Below are 20,385 nucleotides of genomic sequence, written 5' to 3'. Positions count from 1 at the left end.
AGAGAGGTGAGAGAACGGGGATCGCTGGCCAGGTGACTCGCTTGATTTTGGGAGCCACCTCGGGTACAGTTAGGTCTAGATGAGATATGAGTCATATATCATATTCTAACATATCGGCAAAGAGCCTGTATAGCTGAGCGCTCGCTCCCACCTGTTGGGGCGGGCAGACTGGCGCCGGACCTGGCGGGTGGCGAGCGCCTCCTCAGCGTTGAGGAACTGCAGCAGGGAGGTACGAGACGAGATGGAAAAGACCTTTCTGGGGCTGGGCGAATGGCTGGAGCGCCGCGCGCAGCTCACGCCCGAAAAGATGGGACTCATCGATGTCGAGAGTGGGGCGCGGCTGAGCTATCGTCAGCTGAACGTGCGAGCGCGGGCGCTTGCGACTTTGCTGAGCGAGAGCTATGGGGTTGGCCCGGGCGAGCGGGTAGCTGTTCTGGCCTACAATGCCCCTGAGTATCTGGATGCCCTTTTTGCCGTGGCCTGGCTGGGGGCCATCCTGGTACCGCTCAATTGGCGCCTGACGGCCTATGAGCTGCTGACCATCCTGCGCGACTGTGAGCCGTGCTTGCTCTTGCACGATGAGGCGCATGGGCAGCGGGCGCGCGAGCTGCACCAGGCGCTAGCGGCCTCCAAGGCGGGGCCGCCGCTGCTTTCCTTTGAGACCTTTCCGGGCGACGATCGGGAGCTGGCCGGGCGGCTCCGCCCCTGGCGCACTGCCGACGGCGAGGAGCCGCTGCTCATTCTCTATACCTCCGGTACCACCGGCGTGCCCAAGGGGGCTTTGCTCTCGCATCGTATGCTCACCTGGAACGCCATTAACACGCAAATCAGTTGGGGGCTGCGCGACGACGATATTACGCCGACCTTTGCTCCCTTCTTCCACGCTGGCGGCCTCAACGTCTTGACGACTCCCCTCTACCACTGCGGTGGTACAGTGGTCTTGCTGCGCTCCTCTGATCCGGCGCTGATCCTGCACACGATTGAGGCGGAGCGCTGCACGGTAGTGTTCGCCGTGCCGACGGTCTTCCAGTTCATGCTAGAGCACCCGGCCTTTGCCAGGACGGACCTGTCGTCGCTGCGCTTCTGTGTGACGGGTGGTTCCTCCTGTCCCTTGCCTGTGATCCGTGGCTACGGCGAACGTGGAATCTTGCTACGCCAGGGGTACGGCCTGACCGAGGTTGGGGTCAACTGTTTCAGCCTGGCCCCCGAAGATGCCCTGCGCAAGGCTGGCTCTGTGGGGCGCCCGGTTTTCCATTCGCGGGCACGCATCGTCGACGAGAACGATGGGGATGTGGCCCCGGGCGAGGTGGGCGAGCTGGTTCTGGCGGGTCCGCATGTCTGCTCGGGCTACTGGCGCCGTCCGGAGGAGACGGCGGAAGCCTGGCGCGGTGGCTGGTGGCACACTGGCGACCTGGCTCGTTGCGACGAGGAGGGCTACTACTATATCGTTGGGCGCAAGAAGGACCTCTTTATCTCTGGGGGCGAGAACGTCTATCCCGCCGAGGTAGAGGCGGTCTTGCTCTCTCACCCGGGTGTGGCCGAGGCGGCAGTGATCGGCAAACCGGATCCGCGCTGGGGCGAGGTCGGTCTGGCGGTCGTCGTGCCGCGGACCCCCGGTAGCCTGCGTCCCGAAGAGCTGCTGGCCTTCTGTGGCGAACGCCTGGCTCGCTATAAGATTCCCAAAGAGATCGTTCTGACCGAGGCCCTGCCGCGCAATGTTATGGGCAAGGTTCTCAAGGCTGAGCTGCGGGCGCGCTATGTGCAGGAGCGGACTCCCTAACGGCGCGGGCCAGCCTGACAGCACGCCAGGGGGCTGGCTCCTGCCCTGGCCCCATACGCCAGCTATCTGCTGAGCTGGTAGCCAGAAGGAAGGGTGAGCCTGGCCTGACGAGGTGCTCAATCTTCTCCTGGCTTCACAGCAACAGGGCTGCCCTCTCAGCGTCCTGCTTGCTCAACGTCTGAGCTGAGTTCTCCTTCTCCTCTCAGGTGAGAGGGTGAGCGTGTGCGCCTGGCCGCTCGACCATCCTCCTTCCGGCGCCGGGAGCAGCGCCATCGGCTTCGGATGGGGTCCCCCCTGGCAGCCCAAAGGAAGTCAAGTGCTCTCTCTGTCGAGGAGCAGAGCGATGAAGGTGCGCCGTTGAACCTGTTCGACGCGAGGCAATTCCTGATCGCTCTGCATGATCGGGGTCTGCACGGCGCTGCTGGACAGGGAAGGTCAGGGAGAAGGGGACTTCGCCAGAGAAATGGGCAAGGCAGTGCTATAATAGCAAGGAAGCTGGTTTTTCGCTAGAGAAGGAGAGAGACGTGAGCGAGCAAGTACAGGCCGGAGACCAGCGGCGCCGCGTGCCGATCCGCGAGCGGGCCTTGCGCGTCGACGACCTGATTGTCATCGATGGGCATCGGGCGCAACGCGAGGCCCTCTCTCGGCGTCTGCGAGAAGGTGGCTACAGCCTTCACTCGACGGCCCATTTCCTTGTGGCCGAACGTCAAGAAGAGCCACGGCGCCTTCTGGTGCATTTTCTGCGGCCCCAGGAACTCGATGCCGATCTTGGAGCCTGCTTTCTGGAGGAGCTGCGTGCACCTGGCCTGCTCGCTACCCCCGACGACCTGGCGCGCCTCTTCGCCGGCGTCGTCGGCTCCTTCGCTCCCACTGACCCCGTGGCGGCCTGGCGTCGCTACGCTGAGAACACCCTTCAGCGCTATCGCCAGCTTCTGAACCGGCAGGTGAGCGTTCCGCCTGCGTCGTCCTTTCAAGCTCAAAGGCCGGTGACCGTCTTCGCCAGCCTCTACCGTCGCGTCTGCGCGCTAGTCTGTCAAGAGCCAGCCACGGCCGACGGCACCCTGCTGGACGCCGGGTGCTCCTCTGGTTTCCTTCCCCTTCTGCTGGCAGAGCACTGTCCCCGGCTGAAGGCGATCGTTGGTCTCGACCTGCGGCCCGATGTCTTTCTCACTGCTCAGCAACTGGCCCGAGAGCGGGGCTGGTCCCAGGTCCGCTATGTGCAAGCTGATCTGCTGGAGGCTCGGGAGATGGCCGCCCTGGGCCAGTTCGACACAGTTGTCGCGCTGCACGTGCTGGAACATTTCGGCCCAGCGGAAGGCGAGCGCGTCCTCGAGCACCTGCTCGCGGCGACCAGGCGGCGGCTGATCGTGGCCGTTCCCTATGAGGAACAGCCCGAGCCTGTCTACGGTCACCAGCGGGTCTTCACGCCGGCCCACCTGGAGGAGCTGGGACGACGCTGCCTGGAGCGCTGGGGGCTGGGCGAGAGAGGTGGGCGCTATTGGTGTGAAGAGTGCGCTGGTGGCTTGTTGGTAGTCGAACGGTGAGAGGAGCGTATAGGGCCAAGCGGGACGGACGTGCTGATGAGCCTGGCTCAGGTGGCGGGGGCTGACGCAGTTGACAAGGAGAGCGCCTGCCTTTTACAATACCTCTCAAGGTTGCACGTTGGTGCAAAGATCGGCGTTTGTGCCGAAACGGGCGTGCGAACGATCTCTGTTGCTCAGGGAAAGGGCACAACAGTATGACTCAGGAAAGCGATGACATTTATCTCCTGACCGAGGTGGCCAGCCTCTATTACGAAGAGAACTACACGCAGGAGCAGATTGCCAAGATGATAGGCATTTCGCGCTCCGGTGTTTCCCGTCTGCTGAGCCGCTCAAGGGAGCTGGGTCTGGTCGACATTCACGTCCATCAGGTACTGCGCACCTCACCGGCCCTGCAGGAGGAGCTGATGGCGCGCTTTGGTCTGCAGGATGCCCAGGTGCTGCAGGCGGCGGAGGCGGAGGGGGTAGCCCTGGACCGCGTTGGGGCGCTGGCGGCGCGCTACGTTGATCGGCGCATTCAGGAATCGCACGCGGAGGGGAAGCGGCCCATTCGCACGGTCGGCATTTCCTGGGGGACCTCGATGCTGGAGCTGCTCAAAGCGCTGCGTCCGCGGCGGCGGTTGCCGCTCAATGTGATCCAGCTCATGGGCAGCGTTGATACCTCCACGCGGCCCGACATCGACGGGCCGGAGATCGCGCGTCGGCTGGCCGATGCCTACGGTGGGCGTTGCTACTATCTGCATGCCCCCCTGCTGGTAGCCGATGCCACCGTCCGTGAAGGGCTGCTCAAAGAGCGTAGCCTGCGTCGCTCTTTCCAGATGATGGAGCAGATGGACATGGCGCTGGTGGGTATCGGTGGTGCACGCCCGGAGGCTTCTGGTCTCTTTCGCGCCGGCTATCTGGATGAGGCAGAGCTGCAGGTCATTCGCAGCCAGGGGGCTGTTGGCGATATCTGTGGCTGCTACTTTGACATCGAGGGCCGCCTCTGCGCTCAGGAGCTGCTCTGTCGCACCGTCACCGTCTCGTTTGAGACCTTGCGCAGAGTGCCGCTAGTGATCGCCGTGGCGGCAGGCGCGGCCAAGCAGGAGGCCATGCTGGGAGCGCTGCGCACCGGTGTGGTCAAGGTGCTCATCACCGACGAGCCGGGCGCGCGGGCCTTGTTACAGCTTGCTTCCAGTCAGGAGCTGGCTCAGCTCCCCGGCTAGCAGCCCGCCCGATCTCGCTCGGCAAAGAGGGCGGCGGACAGCCCGGCTCGATAGAGGGAGGGGAAAGCACGGCAGGGAGGGGGGACGGAGCGCGGCGGGGCGCCGTCTGCCGTTGGCTCCGGCTCGCCGCTCGTCTCTCCCGCTCTCTGCCGCAGGGCATAGAGCACCTCGCCTGGTCAGGCAGAGGGAGGAACGGCCTCCTCGGCGAAGTCGCGCTCGATCAGATCAACCAGGGCGGCGACTGCCTGCTGTTCATCCTCGCCCTCCGCGGTAATTTCCACTTCCGTATTCTTCCCCACGGCCAGCGTCAAGATCAGCACCAGGCTCTTGGCGTTAACGCTCTTGCCCTTGCTGCTAATGGTGATCTTGCTCTTGAACTGATTGGCCAACCTGACGAATTGCGCCGCTGGGCGGGCATGCAGGCCGACCTCATTGCGCACAATGGTTTTGGCTTGCTGCATTCACCTGTCTCCTTCTGTCGGTGGTGGAGCAGTCTTTCTCCAGAGAACAGTGTACCATCTCTCTGGCTGTCTGTCGCCTCTCTGGCCTGGACGCCTGCCAGGCTGGCCAGGGCCGCGTGAGGTCCAGCGCGGGCGGCGCCGGCCTGGACCTGTGACGGTAGCCGGACGGAGAAAGCGCAGGGGAGGGAGGAAGAAACCTCCCCCTCCCTCCTCCCGACCCTGGCGGAAAGCGGCCAGCAAGCCAGTCAGCCTGCCAGCGCTCGGTCCTCCCCCTCTCTTAGCTTAGAGCAGTAAATAGGGATTTTCGAGGAGCAGCTTGCAGCGCTGCAGGAAGCGGCTGCCGGTAGCGCCATCCAGCACGCGGTGGTCAGCGGAGAGGGAGACCTTCATGATGGGACGGATCTCCAGGCGAGGCGAGTGGCTAGTTGGCCCGTCGGCGATGACCACACCGCGCTGGGCAACCTTGCCGATGGCCAGGATGGCGCTCTGGCCCGGGGGAATGATGGCATGGAACGTATCGATGCCGTACATGCCCAGGTTGGAGATCGTGAAGGTGGCCCCGCTTAGGTCATCGGGCGAGAGCTTGCCGGCTCGCGCTCCCTCGACCAGGCGGCGCAGGTTGCCCGCCAGCTCGGGCAACGTCTGACGGTCGGCGTGACGAATGACCGGCGTCAGCAGGGCCTGGCCAGTATCGACAGCGACTCCGATATGGACAGCCCGCCAGCGCCGAATGACCTCCTTGCCAGGCCCGCCGCTGTCGTCGAGGGTGGCATTGACCTCGGGGTGAGTGCGCAGAGCAGCGGCCACGGCCCGGATGATGAGGGCGGTCAGGGAAGGTGCTGCTTCGCCCTGGGCCGCCAGGCTGCGCGCCAGGGACTGGCGGCAGCGCTCGGCCTCGCTCATATCGATCTCCAGATCGAGGTAGATATGGGGAATTGTCGTGACGCTGGCCAACATGCGCTGGCCGATGAGGCGACGGGTAGGAGAGAGAGGGACGACCTCGGCCTCCTCGCTCTCCGCCAGGGCGGCCACCGGCGTGGGCGCTGTGGGTGCCTGTGGCCGGAGCGGGGCGGTGGCCCTATCTCCTGGGCTGGGCTGGGCCGTCGTCTGCTGCTGGCGGAGCGCCAGGGCGGTCTCCACATCGGCACGCGTCACCTTCTCGCCGCCTTTTTGTTCGGCCAGGCTGGCCAGGTCCAACTGATGCTCGCGGGCCATCTTGCGTGCCAGAGGCGTTGCCCGCACTGCTGAGCGATCCTGGTCCGGTTGGTGCCTCTCGATAAAGGCCAACACGTCGGCGCGCGTCAGTGGAAGAGGAAAGCCGGCCTGGGCGATGCTGCGCAGATCGATGGCATGCAGGGCGGCCTCACGCTTGGCCGCCGGTGTACTGGCCACGCGTTCCTCCCGATCTTCCCAATCGTCCTGTCCGGGGGCCGGGACTGAAGGGTAGAGCGCCGACCTGGTCTCCGCCGCCGGCCTGGGCTGCGCTGCCTGGATAGAGGGGGGAAGAGAGGCTGCGGCGGCGGCAGCGGCGGCCGGATCACGGCCCTCGGCGGCCAGGAGGGCCAGGGGCGCGCCTACTGGCAGCGTTTCCCCCTCGTCGGCCAGAATCTGCAGGAGCTGGCCCGTGCAGGGGGCTTCGACCTCAAGGTTGACCTTATCGGTCATCACCTCCACCAGCGGCTCACCCTTTTCGAAGTGGGTTCCTGGACCGAGGAGCCAGCGTACAACCGTACCTTCGGTCATCGTCATGCCCAGCTTGGGCATGGTGAGCGTACGTTGCTCGGGCTGGGTCTGCGTCGTCTGCATTGGGCTGTCACCTCTGCCGTGTCTATCGGCGGCTCGCATGTCTGATTGCCCGCTGGCTGAGCTGGCTCACAGCGGCCTCCGTTGCAGCAGGCGCCTGGCGGCCTGATAGATATCTTCCTCCTGGGGGGTAGCGCGCCGCTCCAGCGTCCGGTTGTAAGGAATGGGGGTCTCGGCCCCGCCCAGGCGCAGAATAGGGGCGTCGAGGTAATAGAACGCCTCGCTGGCAGCGATGCGCGCCGCGATCTCGCCGCCGAAGCCGCCGGTGAGCACGGCCTCATGGACGATCAGCACGCGGCCAGTCTTGCGCGCCGAGGCGATCAGTGTTCCCTCATCGAGCGGGCGCAGCGTGCGCGGATCGACCACCTCGGCCTCGATGCCCTCCTCGGCCAGGCGAGCGGCCACCGCCAGGGCGCGCGGCACCATGATCGAGAGAGCGATGATTGTCAGGTCCTTGCCGGGACGCTTTATCTCCGCCTGACCGATAGGCAGCGTCCACTCGCCGCGAGGGACTGGTCCCTTGTAGCGGTAGAGCAGCTTGTGTTCCAGAAAAATCACTGGATTGGGGTCCCGGATGGCCGAGATCAGCAGTCCCTTGGCGTCGGCGGGCGTCGAGGGGAGGACCACCTTGAGGCCAGGGACGTGGGCGAACCAGGCTTCCAGGCTCTGTGAGTGCTGAGCTGCCGCCCCAGTACCTGAGCCGAGCGGGGCACGGAAGACCACCGGTACCTGGGCCTTGCCGCCGAACATGAAGCGTAGCTTGGCCCCCTGGTTAACGATCTGATCCATGCCGAGGGCCATGAAATCGCTGAACTGGAATTCAGCGACGGGACGCATGCCGGTGAGGGCGGCCCCGATGGCACAGCCGGCCAGAGCGGCCTCAGAGATAGGCGTATCGCGCACGCGCTCCTCGCCGAACTCCTCGATGAGGCCGTAGGTCACGCCAAAGGCTCCGCCGTAGATGCCGATGTCCTCTCCCATCAGGAAGACGCGCGGGTCGCGGCGCATCTCCTCACGCAGCGCTTCACGGATGGCCTCGGCGTAGGTCATCTCCTGGGCGGCCTCCTGCGTCTGCGGGATAGCAGCCTGGGCCTGGGCCTGGCTTTGAGGGCTGGCAGTGACGGTCGATGAAAGAGAAGAAGAGCCAGTCATGCGTAGACTCCTTCCAGCAGAGCGTCGGGATCAGGTTCGGGGCTGGCCAGAGCAAACTGATAGGCTTCTTCGATGGCCTGGTAGGCTGCGGCCTCCTCGCGCTCGATCTCTTCTTGTGTGAGCAGGCCATGGTCGCGCAGATAGGTGGCCAGACGCTTGATGGGATCGCGCTCCTGCCAGGCGCGGATCTCATCGCGCGTGCGGTAGCGGTTCTGGTCGCTCTTGGAGTGGCCCTTGTAGCGATAGGTGACGGCCTCGATCAGGGTGGGACCCTGGCCAGCCCGCGCCCGAAGGGCGGCGCGCGAGACGGCCTCATAGACGGCAAAGACATCGTTGCCATCGACGCGCTCGCCCGGGATGCCGTAGGCCACGGCCCGCTGGGCGATGGTCTCGCAGCGCATGGCCCGCCGTACGGACATCGACATGCCGTACTGGTTGTTCTCACAGAGGAAGATCACGGGCAGATCCCAGATGGCAGCCAGGTTGAGCGACTCGTGAAAGGTGCCTTCATTGGCGGCCCCGTCACCAAAGAAACAGAGACAAACACGATCAAGCCCCTGCATCTTGATGCTGAGGCCAACGCCGGTGGCGATGGGGATGCCGCCGCCAACGACGCCGTTGGCCCCAAGGTTGCCCGCCGCCACATCGGCGATGTGCATGGAGCCGCCACGCCCACGGCAGTAGCCGGTCTCTTTGCCGAGCAGCTCGGCCATCATCAGCTTGAGATCGGCCCCCTTGCTGATGCAGTGACCGTGGCCACGGTGGGTACTGGTGATATAATCGTCGGGCCGCAGAGCCTGCAAGGCCCCAGCGGCGGTGGCCTCCTCTCCAATAGAGAGATGGGTTGTCCCATGTACCTCGCCGCGCATGAAGAGTTCGTCAACCTTCTCTTCAAAGGCCCGGATACGGTACATGGTCTGCAGCAGGCCGCGCATCTGCTCGGGAGAGAGAGGGGGAAGCGCTTCAGACATGGCTGATGTCTCCTGCTGTGTTGCACAAATATTCAATCCTGCACACATACTCAATGTACCATGTGGAGGAACGGCTGTCAATAGGCGGGCAGCGTCAAGCCAGGCCAGAGGCTGGCTGACTGAGCGGCGGGCCGGGCCGATTCCCGGCCCTCCTGGGCGGTTGATTCCAGAAGCCGCAGCGCTTGCGCGGGTGCTTCCCCTCTTTGCCAGAGAGGGGGGCCGGCCGGCGGCTGTTCGGGGCGGCGGAAGACAGGAGAGGGCTGAATGGCGCCTTTGGCCCTTAAGTCTGATGGGAAGGGAAGCGCTGGCCGTCCTCCTCGACGCCCTCGCAGCCCGTGGCCCTGGCGATCTAGATAGGGGAGCGCCGGAGCTGCCGGAGCAGAAGGGGCACCAGCTCGCAGGGGCCGGGTGTCTGCAGCCAGCAAGGATGATCCCGCTGGAGGCGGAGGGGCGGTAGCTCCAGCGGGATCGCCTCATCGCTTGCTAGTCCTCCTGGGAAGAGAGCAGGAGCATGCTTTGCAGGCAGGCTGCGATCTCCTGGGGTGTCTGCAGGGAGATCAAGCGCGCATAGAAACCGGGCTGCTGCAGGGCGCAAGTCACCGCCTGCAGGAAGGCGAGCTGCGTGTCGCCCGAGGTCAGCACGGGAAAAATAGCCAGTTGGCAGAGGTGTTGCCGCGTAGGATCATCCATCGCCTGAAAAGGCAGCGGCTGGCTGAGCAGAGCCACGACCAGGGCTGGGCGGATAACATGTTCAAAGTCGACGTGAGGCAGAGCTACAGCGAACTCGCCGAAGTCGAGGCCCGTAGGATACTGCCGCTCGCGCTCCTGTACCCCCGCCAGGTAGCTGGGATGTACCTGGCCGCGGCGCCACAGCTCCTCATGCACTCTGGCAAACAGCTCCTCTTTGCTGCTCGCAGTCAGGCCCCACAGGACCAGCACCGGCATCGTGACCCCATTGAGAGTCAGCTCCAGCTCGATTGGCTCCAGTCCCCGAGCGATATTTTCCCCTATCGTTGTCGATCGCCTCCTCTCTTATCTTGTCCCTGGGCTATCCGGACTGCCTGTAGCCGGAGCCGGCCCAGGGCGGCGGCACCTCCTCAGCGTCGCGAGCGGCTAGCAGCTCCCGCTGGACGGAGAGGGCGCAGTGGCTGTCGTGGCTTGCCTGAGCCTGCCACCGGCTGAGACTGAGACAGGGGCGCCAGGCGCAGAAGCAGGCGAGCCAGGCCCTCCGCTGTAAAGCCCACCTCGGCGCGCAGGGCCTCGGGAGTGGTCCGGCGTATCCAGAGACCGTGGCGCGTCGGCATATAGTGCACGCGAGCTGCTGCTGCCTGCCAGCGTGGTTCCAGGGCCTGCAAGAGTCGCTGAGGCGTCTCCGGGTCAGCGAGATCATGCTCCGGCAGCAGCTCCAGCACCCAGCCCCGTAGCTGCTGGCGCAGGCGAATGACGCCACGCAGGCCCCAGCAGACCACGCCCATCCAGGTCAACAGAAGCAGGCTGGCTGGCAGCGCGTTCCTCAGATAGGCGCTCTCCAATGCCCGCCCCAGAGGCCCCATCAAATAATCGACCAGAATGCCAATCATCGAGTGCTTCCCCCCTTCCGTCGGCTGACCTTTCTCTCCGCTCGATCTGCTCTCTCCAGGCACGGCGCCGGACCTGAAAGGAAAGCAGACCGGTCAACGGGTGCTCCCTGTGCCGTTCGCTGGCTGTCGAAGGCGGGCAGTCGGCCAAACCAGCGCCGGCTGACCACCCGCCGATCCTCCCTGGCGAAGGGCTGGAGAGCAGAGACGGAGGCTACTGACCCTGCCCGGCGATGGCCTGACCGCCAGCGCCCTCGGACTCGATCGGGCCGGCGCCGCCTTCCGCCAGCTCCCCTGGCCCTGCCTCTTCCCGCACATAGAGCGCCTTATCGTCAATGCCCGGCACATGCGAGCGGCAGTAGACGAAGTAGGCGATATAGCAGACCACAGTAAAGAGCACCCAGAGCGCCGCCCAGGCCAGAAAGACAGGCCCATAGGAACCGACCTCGTTCAGAGCGAAGAAGAAAACCAGCACGAACGAGATCATATGCGCCCCCGAATCCAGGCTAGAGATCGAGATGGCCCCCTTGGGAATAGCGAAGTGCGCCCCCTTGGCCAGGACGACCGTCATCGGGGCCAGGAAGGTGGCCACCGACAGAATGCCGGCCATAAAGATCGTGGCGATGATCACCCCACGGATCACATTGCCGCGCGACCAGGTGGTAGCCCAGATGACCAGGAAGGGCAGCACCGCCAGATCCGTGAAGGGCAGCACATGGTTCAGACCGAGGAAGCTCAGCCCAATAGCCAGCAGGAGCGTAATGGGGATCATCAGGAGGGCGACCGTCATATTGTTGGCGAAGCCGATCACAATGGCGGCGTCCAGACCGATGTAGAGTTCGCGGCCCGGGAAGCGCTGGCTGATGAAAGCTTGCGCGCCCTCCGAGAGGGGGACCAGGCCCTCCATCAGGATAGCCACCATGCGTGGCAGCACCAGCATCACCGCGCCCAGCGTAATGCCGGTCGTCAGAATCTTTGCGAAGGAACCGCTGAAATCGCTGGCCAGACCTGGGAAGTAGGCCAGAATGCCGATCAGCAGACCCAGCACCAGGCCGACAATCATCGGCTCCCCGATAATGCCGAAGCGCTCCTGAATAGTCCCTGTGTCGGCATGCAGCTTGTTCAGCCCCGGAACGCGGTCCAGCAGCTTATTGAGCACCCAACCGACCGGTGACCAATCAACCGTACTGCTGTGCGGCAGTGAAATGCCGGGCAGGCCGTAGTAATCCTGAACGATCGGCGCCGACAGATCGGCCAGCTTCAGGACCACCAGCTCGGTGAGCAGGGCCAGCGCCAGGGCGATAAAGAAATTCTGGGTGATCACATAGACGAAGGCCGCCGTAAAAATGAAGTGCCAGTAGTTCCACATGTCGATGTCGAGCGTCTTGACGAAGCGCACGACGATCAACACGATGTTGAGAATGATGCCGAGGATAAAGACCCAGGGGACAACGGAGACGGTCCCGAAAGAGATGGCGGCAGCCACCGGCCAGCCGACATCGATCACGTCGAGGTGAATACCGATATTGTTGACCATCGCCTGCGCCGCCGGCCCCAGCGTATTGACGAGCAAGCCGATAGCGAGATTGATAGCGATGAAGCCAACGCCGATAGTGATCGCGGCCCGCAGCGAACGCCCAAGGGGCATGCGGAAGATCATGCACAGAATAAAAATAATGATGGGCATCATGACGCTGGGGCCGAGATTCAAGATGTAGTTGATGACGGCCATAACAGCGGACATTGCTGGTTCCTCCTACCCGTGGTGAGGATAGACAGGACATCCCTGCGCGCACCGGCCCGGCCCCTGACTCGACTCAGAGCAACAGGAAGAGTGCACGCCCGATGGCCTGGCCTTCAGCTTACACTGCTTACAGAGTTGATCGGTCTACCCGCCCGTCTTCCTGGCTTCTCGCCTGCCTGTCAGGTTATCCACCTGTCTGCTTGTACGTTGCGCAGCGCTGGCCCCCTTGACCAGCCAGAGAGCGATTGCTATCTGACAGGCAGAGACCTCAACTGGCGCTTAGCGTCTTCAGATAGGCGGCAATCTCGTCGGCGAGCCGCTCGGCTCCTACGCCACTGATGAGCGGCAGACCGTTGAAGACCTTGACAGGGACCTTGACGGCGACCTGGGTCGTTGAGACGATGGCGTGCGGTCGGAAGGTGGAGATTTTGCCGGCAACTTCGGCGGCTTTACACGAGGCGGTGGTCACGCTAAAACCCCGACTCTTGAGCAGGCGCTTGAGCTTGTCTGCGGCCAGGGTCGAGGTGGCGATCCCGGTGCCACAGCTAACGAGGATACGCATCTCGGGCATGGGTGAAAAACCTCCTGCCGGCTGGTCACGGCTCTGTGATGTTCCCTCCTGTGCTGCTAAGGGGAGAAGCAACGAGGTGAGGAAGCAGGCGCACCCCGAATGGAGGGCGCACCGCTCCGGCTGCAGGCTGCGGCAACTTCGCTGCGCGCCGGGTCCGCCCTGCTGAAGACGCACGGAGGTCCCAGGCACTCAGCTGAATCGACGGCACCTCCTTTCATCGGCCATTGCAGGGTATTGCCTGGCGCGAGTCTGGACAATTGTCCAGAGATTGCAAGCTTGTCCATCGCGCTTGCTTCTATGGTACCTGAGCATAGCGTGGCCTGTCAACCCTGTGCGTCCGTGGACAATTGTTCGCTGGCGGTGGCCCTTCTCCTCTTGCCACGACCTGCCGGCTTGACATTCGCCTTAGGGCAGGGTATACTATGCACAAAATATCGAATGTGCACAAAGGTGAAACGGTGTCCGACCAGCGGAGAGCAGCGCGGCAGGTAGTGGCCGTTGTTCTGGCGGCGGGCCAGGGGCGGCGCATGGGGCTGCCGATCAACAAAATCTTCTTGCCCATTCATGGCAAGCCGGTCATCATCTACACTCTGGAGGCTTTTGAGCGCTGTCCAGTGGTCGATGAGATCGTGCTGGTCGCTGCCGCGGGGGAAGAGGAGCAGTTAGCCAAGCTGACGCAGGCCGCGCATTGTCAGAAAGTGCGGCGCATCGTCCAGGGGGGGCCAACGCGGCACGCCTCCGAGCAGTGTGCTCTGGATGCCCTGCGCGCCCGCATCGAGAGCGGCGACATAGAGCTGATTTTGATCCATGATGGCGCCCGTCCGTTTGTGCTGCCCGAGCGCATCCAGCAGCTGGTTGAGAAGGCCCGGGCCTGTGGTGGGGCGATTTTGGCCCTGCCCCTGCAGGAAGAGGAGCTGGTCGTCGAAGTTGACGAGCAGCGAGCCATCTGTCGGCGCTTTGCCGGCCAGCGCGCCTGGCGGGCCCAGACGCCCCAGGCTTTCCGCGCTTCCTGGCTGCTGGCAGCTTACGACCGTGCCCGTCAGGATCGCTTTGAGGGCACCGACACGGCGGCCTCTCTGGAGCGCATTGGCTACCCGGTAGCCGTCGTTGAGAGCGATCAGACCAATTTCAAGATCACCACAGCCTACGATCTGCTGCAGGCCGAGCGGCTCTGTCGCCATTACGGCCTTTAGCCAGAGACGGCTAAGAGGCGGGGAGGCCGGGCGGCCTGGACGAAGTACCGCCCAGGCCAGGTTATGAAGGAAGGACGAGGTCTCTGGTGCGGCTCTGCCCGCCGCTGGCTGAGTGCTCAGGCTGTAGGGGTATATAGAAAGAATCTATTTCTTCGAAAGAATCTATTTCTTCGTTGGCATGCATGCGAAGTGCCTGCCAGCAACGGCCTTGTGGAGGGTGCAGCGCAGTGCGGCGCGCTGTGGCGCCGCTGCGCTCAGGCCCAGTTGCCTCTTGGCCACCTATCTAGCCGCTTATCTGACGAGGCCCGGCGTCCTGTGCCCTCCCTGCGGAGGTCAGGTGAGGGAGAGAGACCCGAGCGGCAGGGTGGCCGATCGTCGAGTCGAGAAAAGAGGGGGCGTCGCTCGCTATGATAGCCTGCCAGACTGAACTGGACTGCCTCTATTGCGGTCGTCCGACGCTGCACACGGTCTTCTATGCCTCGCTCTATATCAAGAGGATCGTCTGCCATCGTTGCGCCCACGTTGTCGAGAAGCCGGCGGCTGTCTTGCTCCGCCAGTATTGTCGTGATCTCCCCTGGCGCGCCAGCGCCCTCGCGCGCCGTCTGAAGCATGAGGCGCAGGCCGACCCCTTGCTGTTTGTCTCCAGCCTGCCCCGACGTGTTGTCAATAAACCGATCGAGCTTTCCCGCGAGTTAGCCGAGGTCTGCCTCTAACCCGAGCAGGCTCGGGTCAGGCTGTTGCCCTCGTGTTTGAGTATGACATCAGGAGGTTCATATGATCGAGCAAGTTGCCATCGCTGCCCTGCTCGCCTGGTGCCTGCAACTGGCCCTGGCCTACTGGCAGGCGCGCCGCTTCTACCGCGAGGTCAGCAGCCTGCGGCGCCTGGGCTGCTGTGCGACAGCTATGGCGGGAGGACGCTACCGCGGGCGCGCCTATGTAGTGCTGGTGGCCCACCCCACGCAGCAGACGATCATCGCGGCCAGGCAGCTCAGCGGCCTGACCGTCTTTGCGCGGCTGCGCCCTCTTCCCCAGCTTGTGGGGCGTTCTCTTGATGAGCTGCTCTCGCCCGCCGCGCTGAGCGCCGCGGGCCTGTCGCCGCGTCTGATGGAAGCGGTTGGCGCAGCGGCCCGTACCTTGCGGGAAGCCTGCCAGCCTCGGTCTGGCTCATCTGCTGGCAGCGGGAGTGGATCGCAGGCGCGCCCGGCGGCCCTGCCAGTCCTACAGTCACAGCCCTGAGAGAAGGCAGCGGCCTCTTTGAGCGTCGGCTGACTCGGCTGTTCCCCATCCCGTTGATCTGCTCTGGTGGCGGCCTGAAGTCTTCAGAGCAGACATAAGATCGTCCTGTCATCTATTTGTCCGGAGGTGATCTTGTGGAGATCGCAGCCCGTATTGCCGAGGGCTTCATCGGCATGTTTCAGAAGGGGGGCACGACCTTCGTTGGCCTGGTCACTGGCATCATCCCCCTGCTGATTGTCCTGATGACCGCCGTCAATGCGCTCGTCCGTCTGATTGGTCCCGAGCGCATCGACAAGGTGGCTATGATCAGTAGCCGCAACGTTCTGCTGCGCTATCTGGTTTTGCCTTTCCTGGCGGTTTTCTTCCTCACGAATCCTATGGCCTATACTATGGGGCGCTTCTTGCCCGAGAAGCAGAAGCCGGCCTTCTACGACGCGGCGGTATCCTTTGTCCATCCCATTCTGGGTCTCTTTCCCCATGCCAATCCGGGGGAGATCTTTGTCTGGGCTGGCATTGCTGCCGGCATCACAAAGCTCGGGTTGGGGCTGGGCGACCTGGCGATCCGCTATTTCCTGGTCGGCCTGCTGGTGATCTTTATTCGTGGGTTGGTGACGGAGCGCATCACGGCCATCATGTGGGCGCGTCGCTCGGCGCCAGAAGGGCAGCAGGAGGAGTCTACATCGGAAGCGAGTGCTGGAGCTGCGCCTGCCGTTGAGACCGGTGGGGCGGCTTTCGCCAGCGGAGAGGAGGCGTAGTCATGCAGGTTGTTGCGCGTGGTCTGGAGGCCATTGGGCGGGCCGTTGGCAATGTCGTCGGTATCCTGTATCAGGCTGGTCGCGATACCATCGATCAGGTGATCCGCAACATTCTGCCGTTTATGGCCTTCATCAGCATGATAATCGGCATCATTCTGTACACGGGTATTGGCAATATCATCGCTCATACCCTGTCGCCGCTGGCCTCGAACATCTTCGGGCTGCTGCTGATGTCGGTTATCTGCGCTATTCCGATTCTGTCGCCGCTGCTGGGCCCCGGTGCCGTGATCGCTCAGGTGGTGGGGACGCTGCTCGGCGTCGAGATTGGCCTAGGCCATATTCCTCCACAGTATGCCTTGCCGGCCCTCTTCGCCATTAATCCCCAGGTGGGCTGCGATTTCATTCCGGTCGGGCTGGCGCTCGGTGAGGCCGAGCCGGAGACGACCGAGATTGGCGTGCCGGCGGTCTTGATGTCGCGCTTGATCACTGGGCCGCTGGCGGTAGTGATTGCCTATCTGGCCAGCTTTGGGATGTACGCCGGTCACTGAGAGAGCCGGCATCGAGCTGGTCTGGTCTGGCCCGGCCCGGCCTGGCCTGGCCCCGATCCCGACTCCGCCACGCTTCAGGCCAGATGGCGGATAAGCGGCCAGGGCTTTGAGTCGGCTAGTCGGTGAGTCCGCTCCAGGCCAGCTCGCCTTAGGGTTGGTCAGGGTCGCTGCCACCTCTGGCAGCGACCTGGGACCTGGACCTGGATTGAGCCGCTGAGGAGTAGCGAAAGGAGGATGCGACGATGCCCTATCGTGCTGTCAAGATTTCACGCGGACGTGGTGGCTGGGGCGGGCCGTTGATTGTGAAGCCTGAGCCTGGCAAGGATCTGATTTATTGCGTGACTGGTGGCGGTATCCATCCCGTCGCCCAGCGCATTGCGGAGTTGAGCGGGGGACGGGCCTTTGATGGCTTTCGCTCCTCGGCCCCCGAGAAGCAGATCGCTTGTGTGGTGATCGACTGCGGCGGGACGGCCCGCATTGGGGTCTATCCGATGAAGAAGATCTTGACGATTGATGTCAAGCCGAGTTCGCCCTCGGGGCCCCTGATGAAATTCATTACGGAGCAGCTCTTTGTCTCGGGGGTGCGGCCCGAGGATGTGCAGCTTCTCGAAGAGTCTTGATGGCGGCCCGGAAAGGGAGGTGCTGGCCCTGGTTCTCTCCTGGTCCTCTCCCTTGCCCTTGCTGGCTGCCTGTCTGCCTGGGAGAGGGAGGGGAGGAAGAGAGCGGAGGTCGCCAGCGGTGAGGAAGAGAGCTGGCATCGATGGCAGGCAGCTCTGGCTGGCTGGCTGCTGCCTGCTTTTGACGACGGAGGCAGACGCTGATGACTGCGATGTACTTCAACCAGTGGGCGGCGGAGCGGCCCGGCCTGGAGGGGACGGGGTCGGACGCCGCCCATGAGCAAGCGGGGGCCGGGGAGCGAATGGTGGTCAAGTATCGGGCCGTCATTCAGGAGATTGGTTCCCAGGTGGTGGAGTTTCTGCCGCATGGTATTCTGATTTTCTTTGGGCAGCAGGCCCCACCTGAGCTACGCGAGGTGTCGCTGGTGCATACGGGGGCGGCGTTGCGGGGAAGCATCGAGGTGGGTGACCTGCTGCGCTTCTATGAGCCGGCGGAGGCGGGTGGCGGCGGAGGCCGGGTGTTGAGCTATCGGGTAACGGCGGTGGGAGAGGTGGCCAGCGCCAATCTGGCCGAGCTGGGCCACCTGGTAGTGCACTTTGATGGGGCCACGGAGGCGGCCCTGCCAGGAACGATCTCGGTGGCTCCGGCCTTGCTCCACTTGCCCCCGGTGGGGACCTTGCTGGAATTGCTCAGATTGGAGGATAGCCACGACCTATGAACCTGGTTGCGGAACTTGAAGCGCGTCAGCGCGAGGGACGTCCCATCCGTGTGGGCCTGGTGGGCGTGGGTCAGATGGGCGCGGGTCTGATCGCCCAGATCAGTCAGATGCAGGGGATGGAGGTGGTGGCGGCTGCCGATATCGAGACTGAGCGCGCCGTGGCAGCCTTCCGCGCCTGTGGCTGTAGTGAAGAGGAGGTGGTGCTCTTGCCTCCGGGGGCCAGCAGCCGCGAGGCCGATGAGGCCCTACGCGCCGGCAAGCGAGTGGTGACGGCGCGCGCGACGCTGATCCCCGATATCTGCGCACTTGATGCGGTGGTCGAGGCAACCGGCGTGCCCGCCGTGGGAGCGCTGGTCGCCTATCGGACCATCCTGGCCCGCCGCCATATCGTTATGCTCAACGTGGAGACCGATGCGACGATCGGCTATTTGCTCAAGCGTATGGCGGATGCCGCTGGAGTGGTCTATACAACTTCGGCAGGCGATGAGCCGGGGGCCATTTTGGAGTTGTACGATTTTGCGCGCTCGCTGGGTTTTGAGATTGTGGCGGCGGGCAAGGGAAAGAATAATCCGCTCGATCGGAGCGCGACGCCGCAGCAGTTGGCCGAACAGGCCCGGCGCCAGAAGATGAGCGCTCATATGTTGACGTCCTTTGTCGATGGGACAAAGACCATGGTGGAGATGACGGCGGTGGCCAATGCGACGGGGCTGGTGCCGGACGTCAGTGGGATGCATGGGCCACAGGCCACGCCGGAAACGCTGGCGCAGATTTTCTGCCCGCGTGAGGATGGGGGGATTCTTGAGCGACGTGGGGTGGTCGATTATGCTCTGGGGAGCGTGGCGCCGGGGGTCTTTCTGGTGATTACGACGCGGCAGCCAAAGGTGATCGAGGATCTGCGCTATCTGCGTTTGGGCGAGGGACCATATTGGGCCCTCTATCGCCCGTATCATCTGGCGAACCTGGAGACGCCGCGCTCGATCGCTCAGGCGGTGCTCTATGGGCAGGCGACGCTGGCTCCGGCAGGTCCACCGGTGGCCGAGACGACGGCGGTGGCTAAGCGCGATCTGCAGGAGGGCGAGGTGCTGGAGGGCTTGGGGGGAACGTCGCTCTATGGCAATATTGAGCGGGCTGAGGTGGCCCGGGCTCAGCGTATGTTGCCATTGGGGCTGACGGCCCGCGCTCGTGTGCGCCGCCCGGTGGCGCGCGGTCAGACGCTGACCTACGATGATGTGGAGCTGGATCCTCATTCCTTTATAGTGCAGGCCCGACGGATGCAGGATGCCCTGGTCTACGATGGGGAGACCTCGCTCTAGCTGATGGACTGGGCCTGACCCGACCGGGCCAGGCCGGGCGAAGGGTCAAGGGAGATCACGGTGGGGGCACCTCTGATGCTGCTGACTGTCGGCAACTGGACGGATGGGGGCGGGCAAGCATGGACGGCTGACCTTCTCTGGCGCCGTCTGCTGCCCCCGCCTCTCGCTCCGCTCGCCAGAGGAGGTGGGAGGGCCGGAAGACCGGGTAAAGAAGGGAAGGAAGGGAGAGAGGGAGGGAGAGCGGACATGGCCGTGGTAAGGCTGGCGTGAGGGCGAGAGGGTGGGTGAGGCCCGCTCGCCGCGCGGTCAGCTCAATCCCCAACTCGCAGGCCCCCTCTCGCAAAAACGCGCCTCCTGCCCTGTAAGGGGCAGGAGTTTCGTCAAAGGTCGTGTGACGAGAGATGAGAGCGTCGGTACTCCGATCAGGAAGATCGGGGTCGCGACTGATTTCAAGGATCCAGCCATTCGATCCCCTACAAGGATGCTCAAGTTCAAGCTCGAAAACAGCTAGCGACCTTCTGGGAGGCGCCGGGCAGGTCGTAGCGCAGGTCATAGTCGCTCACCAGGCAAAGCCTCGGCTCCAGCCCTTGCAAAGGATGGCCGGTTTGCTTATAGTCTTGCTCGACGGGATAGGTACCGACAGCGAGCTGGGCGCCGCTGCCGCTACGCTCAACCAGCAGTGGGACCGCTTGACTGTCCAGCCAGCCTGGCTGACAGCAGCGATAGCCCTGCAGGGTTAAGAGCTGAGCCAGGCCCACAAGTTGTCGCTCTTGCTCCTCCAGGCTGAAGGCCGCGGGGGCTTGCTGCTCGCGAATGGCCTTCAGCAGGCGCCTGCCGAGATGGCGATCGAGGCGGTGATGCAGCAGGCGATTGCCATAGTTGCGCAGGCAGCGGTAGCAAGATTGCTCGCACTGCTCCGGACAGTCTTCAAGGATCTGCTGTGTTGTCCCCAGCAACTTTTCGATCTCCTGGCCAACCTGGGTGGCATAGCCCGCCCCACCGGCCAGGGCGTCGAACAGGAAAAAGTCGATACTGCTGCCGGCCGCTTCTCCATCGGAGGCGGGCGTGTAGTTCCAGCCGATGCGCAGCTCACCCGGCAAAATATCGAGCAGGCGAGTTGCGCCCAGTTGCAGGGCCTGGGCCAGCGTATGGGCGGCGTCTGCCAGCCAGCTTGCACCGACCTCGTGGTGGGTGGCCGG

At 63.9% G+C, this 20,385-nt stretch carries 18 protein-coding genes and 2 pseudogenes; 11 read left to right on the top strand and 9 right to left on the bottom strand.

Translation table 11 applies throughout. The annotated features are described in order from the left end of the window. Positions 1 to 241 precede the first annotated feature (241 nt). The 3 genes from ACFMO7_RS05745 to ACFMO7_RS05735 all read left to right on the top strand — a co-directional run bounded on the left by ACFMO7_RS05745 (position 242) and on the right by ACFMO7_RS05735 (position 4,526). Positions 242 to 1,780: a long-chain fatty acid--CoA ligase gene (locus ACFMO7_RS05745; RefSeq protein WP_376794558.1), complete on the top strand. Its 1,539-nt coding sequence runs from the start codon at positions 242 to 244 to the stop codon at positions 1,778 to 1,780. A 524-nt stretch (positions 1,781 to 2,304) separates the two neighbouring features. After that, a complete protein-coding gene (locus ACFMO7_RS05740; protein ID WP_376794557.1) occupies positions 2,305 to 3,324 on the top strand; it encodes a methyltransferase domain-containing protein in 1,020 nt (339 codons plus the stop codon). Between the two features lie 194 nt (positions 3,325 to 3,518). Continuing rightward, positions 3,519 to 4,526 (top strand): sugar-binding transcriptional regulator, encoded by a 1,008-nt coding sequence (locus tag ACFMO7_RS05735; protein WP_376794556.1) that lies wholly within the window; start codon positions 3,519 to 3,521, stop codon positions 4,524 to 4,526. A 176-nt stretch (positions 4,527 to 4,702) separates the two neighbouring features. Here ACFMO7_RS05735 and ACFMO7_RS05730 read toward each other — a convergent pair whose 3' ends face one another. From ACFMO7_RS05730 to ACFMO7_RS05695, 8 genes are all read right to left on the bottom strand, one after another. Beyond that, positions 4,703 to 4,987 (bottom strand): HPr family phosphocarrier protein, encoded by a 285-nt coding sequence (locus ACFMO7_RS05730; protein ID WP_376794555.1) that lies wholly within the window; start codon positions 4,985 to 4,987, stop codon positions 4,703 to 4,705. A 282-nt stretch (positions 4,988 to 5,269) separates the two neighbouring features. After that, entirely contained in the window at positions 5,270 to 6,793 is a 1,524-nt protein-coding gene (locus tag ACFMO7_RS05725) for a dihydrolipoamide acetyltransferase family protein (RefSeq protein WP_376794554.1), read from the bottom strand. Positions 6,794 to 6,859: 66 nt separating this feature from the next. Further along, positions 6,860 to 7,840: an alpha-ketoacid dehydrogenase subunit beta gene (locus ACFMO7_RS05720; protein WP_376794567.1), complete on the bottom strand. Its 981-nt coding sequence runs from the start codon at positions 7,838 to 7,840 to the stop codon at positions 6,860 to 6,862. 98 nt (positions 7,841 to 7,938) lie between these two features. Further along, positions 7,939 to 8,913 (bottom strand): thiamine pyrophosphate-dependent dehydrogenase E1 component subunit alpha, encoded by a 975-nt coding sequence (locus ACFMO7_RS05715; RefSeq protein ID WP_376794553.1) that lies wholly within the window; start codon positions 8,911 to 8,913, stop codon positions 7,939 to 7,941. A gap of 483 nt (positions 8,914 to 9,396) precedes the next feature. Next, positions 9,397 to 9,858 carry a PTS sugar transporter subunit IIA gene (locus ACFMO7_RS05710; protein WP_376794552.1) on the bottom strand — a complete coding sequence of 154 codons (462 nt, stop codon included), beginning with the start codon at positions 9,856 to 9,858 and terminating at the stop codon, positions 9,397 to 9,399. A 152-nt stretch (positions 9,859 to 10,010) separates the two neighbouring features. Continuing rightward, positions 10,011 to 10,493, bottom strand: a complete 483-nt coding sequence (locus ACFMO7_RS05705) for a hypothetical protein (RefSeq protein WP_376794551.1) — start codon at positions 10,491 to 10,493, stop codon at positions 10,011 to 10,013. Between the two features lie 211 nt (positions 10,494 to 10,704). Continuing rightward, on the bottom strand, positions 10,705 to 12,234 hold the full coding sequence (locus ACFMO7_RS05700; RefSeq protein ID WP_376794550.1) for a PTS galactitol transporter subunit IIC: 1,530 nt from the start codon (positions 12,232 to 12,234) through the stop codon (positions 10,705 to 10,707). A 268-nt stretch (positions 12,235 to 12,502) separates the two neighbouring features. Further along, the gene (locus tag ACFMO7_RS05695; protein ID WP_376794549.1) at positions 12,503 to 12,805 is read right to left on the bottom strand and encodes a PTS sugar transporter subunit IIB; all 303 of its coding nucleotides are present in this window, start codon (positions 12,803 to 12,805) and stop codon (positions 12,503 to 12,505) included. Between the two features lie 458 nt (positions 12,806 to 13,263). Between ACFMO7_RS05695 and ispD the strand changes: the two genes are divergently transcribed. The 8 genes and pseudogenes from ispD (at position 13,264) to ACFMO7_RS05655 (ending at position 19,186) form a co-directional block, all read left to right on the top strand. Continuing rightward, positions 13,264 to 13,998, top strand: coding sequence for a 2-C-methyl-D-erythritol 4-phosphate cytidylyltransferase (gene ispD / locus ACFMO7_RS05690; RefSeq protein ID WP_376794548.1), 735 nt, complete (start codon positions 13,264 to 13,266; stop codon positions 13,996 to 13,998). A 407-nt stretch (positions 13,999 to 14,405) separates the two neighbouring features. Further along, positions 14,406 to 14,711: a hypothetical protein gene (locus ACFMO7_RS05685; protein WP_376794547.1), complete on the top strand. Its 306-nt coding sequence runs from the start codon at positions 14,406 to 14,408 to the stop codon at positions 14,709 to 14,711. 61 nt (positions 14,712 to 14,772) lie between these two features. Next, on the top strand, positions 14,773 to 15,234 hold the full coding sequence (locus ACFMO7_RS05680; RefSeq protein ID WP_376794546.1) for a transcriptional regulator GutM: 462 nt from the start codon (positions 14,773 to 14,775) through the stop codon (positions 15,232 to 15,234). 134 nt (positions 15,235 to 15,368) lie between these two features. Continuing rightward, positions 15,369 to 15,989, top strand: a complete 621-nt coding sequence (locus tag ACFMO7_RS05675) for a PTS glucitol/sorbitol transporter subunit IIC (RefSeq protein WP_376794545.1) — start codon at positions 15,369 to 15,371, stop codon at positions 15,987 to 15,989. A gap of 23 nt (positions 15,990 to 16,012) precedes the next feature. Beyond that, positions 16,013 to 16,537 (top strand): annotated as a pseudogene (locus ACFMO7_RS05670) (PTS sorbitol transporter subunit IIB); the annotation flags it as partial. A 242-nt stretch (positions 16,538 to 16,779) separates the two neighbouring features. Further along, a pseudogene (locus tag ACFMO7_RS05665) lies at positions 16,780 to 17,142 on the top strand (PTS sorbitol transporter); the annotation flags it as partial. A 215-nt stretch (positions 17,143 to 17,357) separates the two neighbouring features. Further along, positions 17,358 to 17,873: a PTS glucitol/sorbitol transporter subunit IIA gene (locus ACFMO7_RS05660; RefSeq protein WP_376794544.1), complete on the top strand. Its 516-nt coding sequence runs from the start codon at positions 17,358 to 17,360 to the stop codon at positions 17,871 to 17,873. Next, a complete protein-coding gene (locus ACFMO7_RS05655) occupies positions 17,870 to 19,186 on the top strand; it encodes an NAD(P)H-dependent oxidoreductase (protein ID WP_376794543.1) in 1,317 nt (438 codons plus the stop codon). The genes ACFMO7_RS05660 and ACFMO7_RS05655 overlap by 4 nt, the downstream gene beginning before the upstream one ends. A gap of 491 nt (positions 19,187 to 19,677) precedes the next feature. On the opposite strand, the gene ACFMO7_RS05650 is transcribed toward ACFMO7_RS05655, so the two are convergent. Then, positions 19,678 to 20,385 (bottom strand): DUF1998 domain-containing protein (locus ACFMO7_RS05650; protein WP_376794542.1); only part of this gene is annotated, 708 nt, incomplete at its 5' end.

Source organism: Thermogemmatispora sp., from assembly GCF_042408735.1.
In the GTDB taxonomy this organism is placed as follows: domain Bacteria; phylum Chloroflexota; class Ktedonobacteria; order Ktedonobacterales; family Ktedonobacteraceae; genus Thermogemmatispora.
Note: the sequence above shows the minus strand (reverse complement) of the source record. Positions and strands in the feature narration are given on the sequence as shown.

Excerpts from the sequence above, each read along its gene's own strand:
- ACFMO7_RS05745 (WP_376794558.1), top strand. The coding sequence starts at position 242 with ATGGAAAAGACCTTTCTGGGGCTGGGCGAATGGCTGGAGCGCCGCGCG.
- ACFMO7_RS05735 (WP_376794556.1), top strand. The coding sequence starts at position 3,519 with ATGACTCAGGAAAGCGATGACATTTATCTCCTGACCGAGGTGGCCAGC.
- ACFMO7_RS05730 (WP_376794555.1), bottom strand. The coding sequence starts at position 4,987 with ATGCAGCAAGCCAAAACCATTGTGCGCAATGAGGTCGGCCTGCATGCC.
- ACFMO7_RS05725 (WP_376794554.1), bottom strand. The coding sequence starts at position 6,793 with ATGCAGACGACGCAGACCCAGCCCGAGCAACGTACGCTCACCATGCCC.
- ACFMO7_RS05720 (WP_376794567.1), bottom strand. The coding sequence starts at position 7,840 with ATGACCTACGCCGAGGCCATCCGTGAAGCGCTGCGTGAGGAGATGCGC.
- ACFMO7_RS05715 (WP_376794553.1), bottom strand. The coding sequence starts at position 8,913 with ATGTCTGAAGCGCTTCCCCCTCTCTCTCCCGAGCAGATGCGCGGCCTG.
- ACFMO7_RS05710 (WP_376794552.1), bottom strand. The coding sequence starts at position 9,858 with ATGCCGGTGCTGGTCCTGTGGGGCCTGACTGCGAGCAGCAAAGAGGAG.
- ACFMO7_RS05705 (WP_376794551.1), bottom strand. The coding sequence starts at position 10,493 with ATGATTGGCATTCTGGTCGATTATTTGATGGGGCCTCTGGGGCGGGCA.
- ACFMO7_RS05700 (WP_376794550.1), bottom strand. The coding sequence starts at position 12,234 with ATGTCCGCTGTTATGGCCGTCATCAACTACATCTTGAATCTCGGCCCC.
- ACFMO7_RS05695 (WP_376794549.1), bottom strand. The coding sequence starts at position 12,805 with ATGCCCGAGATGCGTATCCTCGTTAGCTGTGGCACCGGGATCGCCACC.
- ACFMO7_RS05685 (WP_376794547.1), top strand. The coding sequence starts at position 14,406 with ATGATAGCCTGCCAGACTGAACTGGACTGCCTCTATTGCGGTCGTCCG.
- ACFMO7_RS05680 (WP_376794546.1), top strand. The coding sequence starts at position 14,773 with ATGATCGAGCAAGTTGCCATCGCTGCCCTGCTCGCCTGGTGCCTGCAA.
- ACFMO7_RS05660 (WP_376794544.1), top strand. The coding sequence starts at position 17,358 with ATGACTGCGATGTACTTCAACCAGTGGGCGGCGGAGCGGCCCGGCCTG.
- ACFMO7_RS05655 (WP_376794543.1), top strand. The coding sequence starts at position 17,870 with ATGAACCTGGTTGCGGAACTTGAAGCGCGTCAGCGCGAGGGACGTCCC.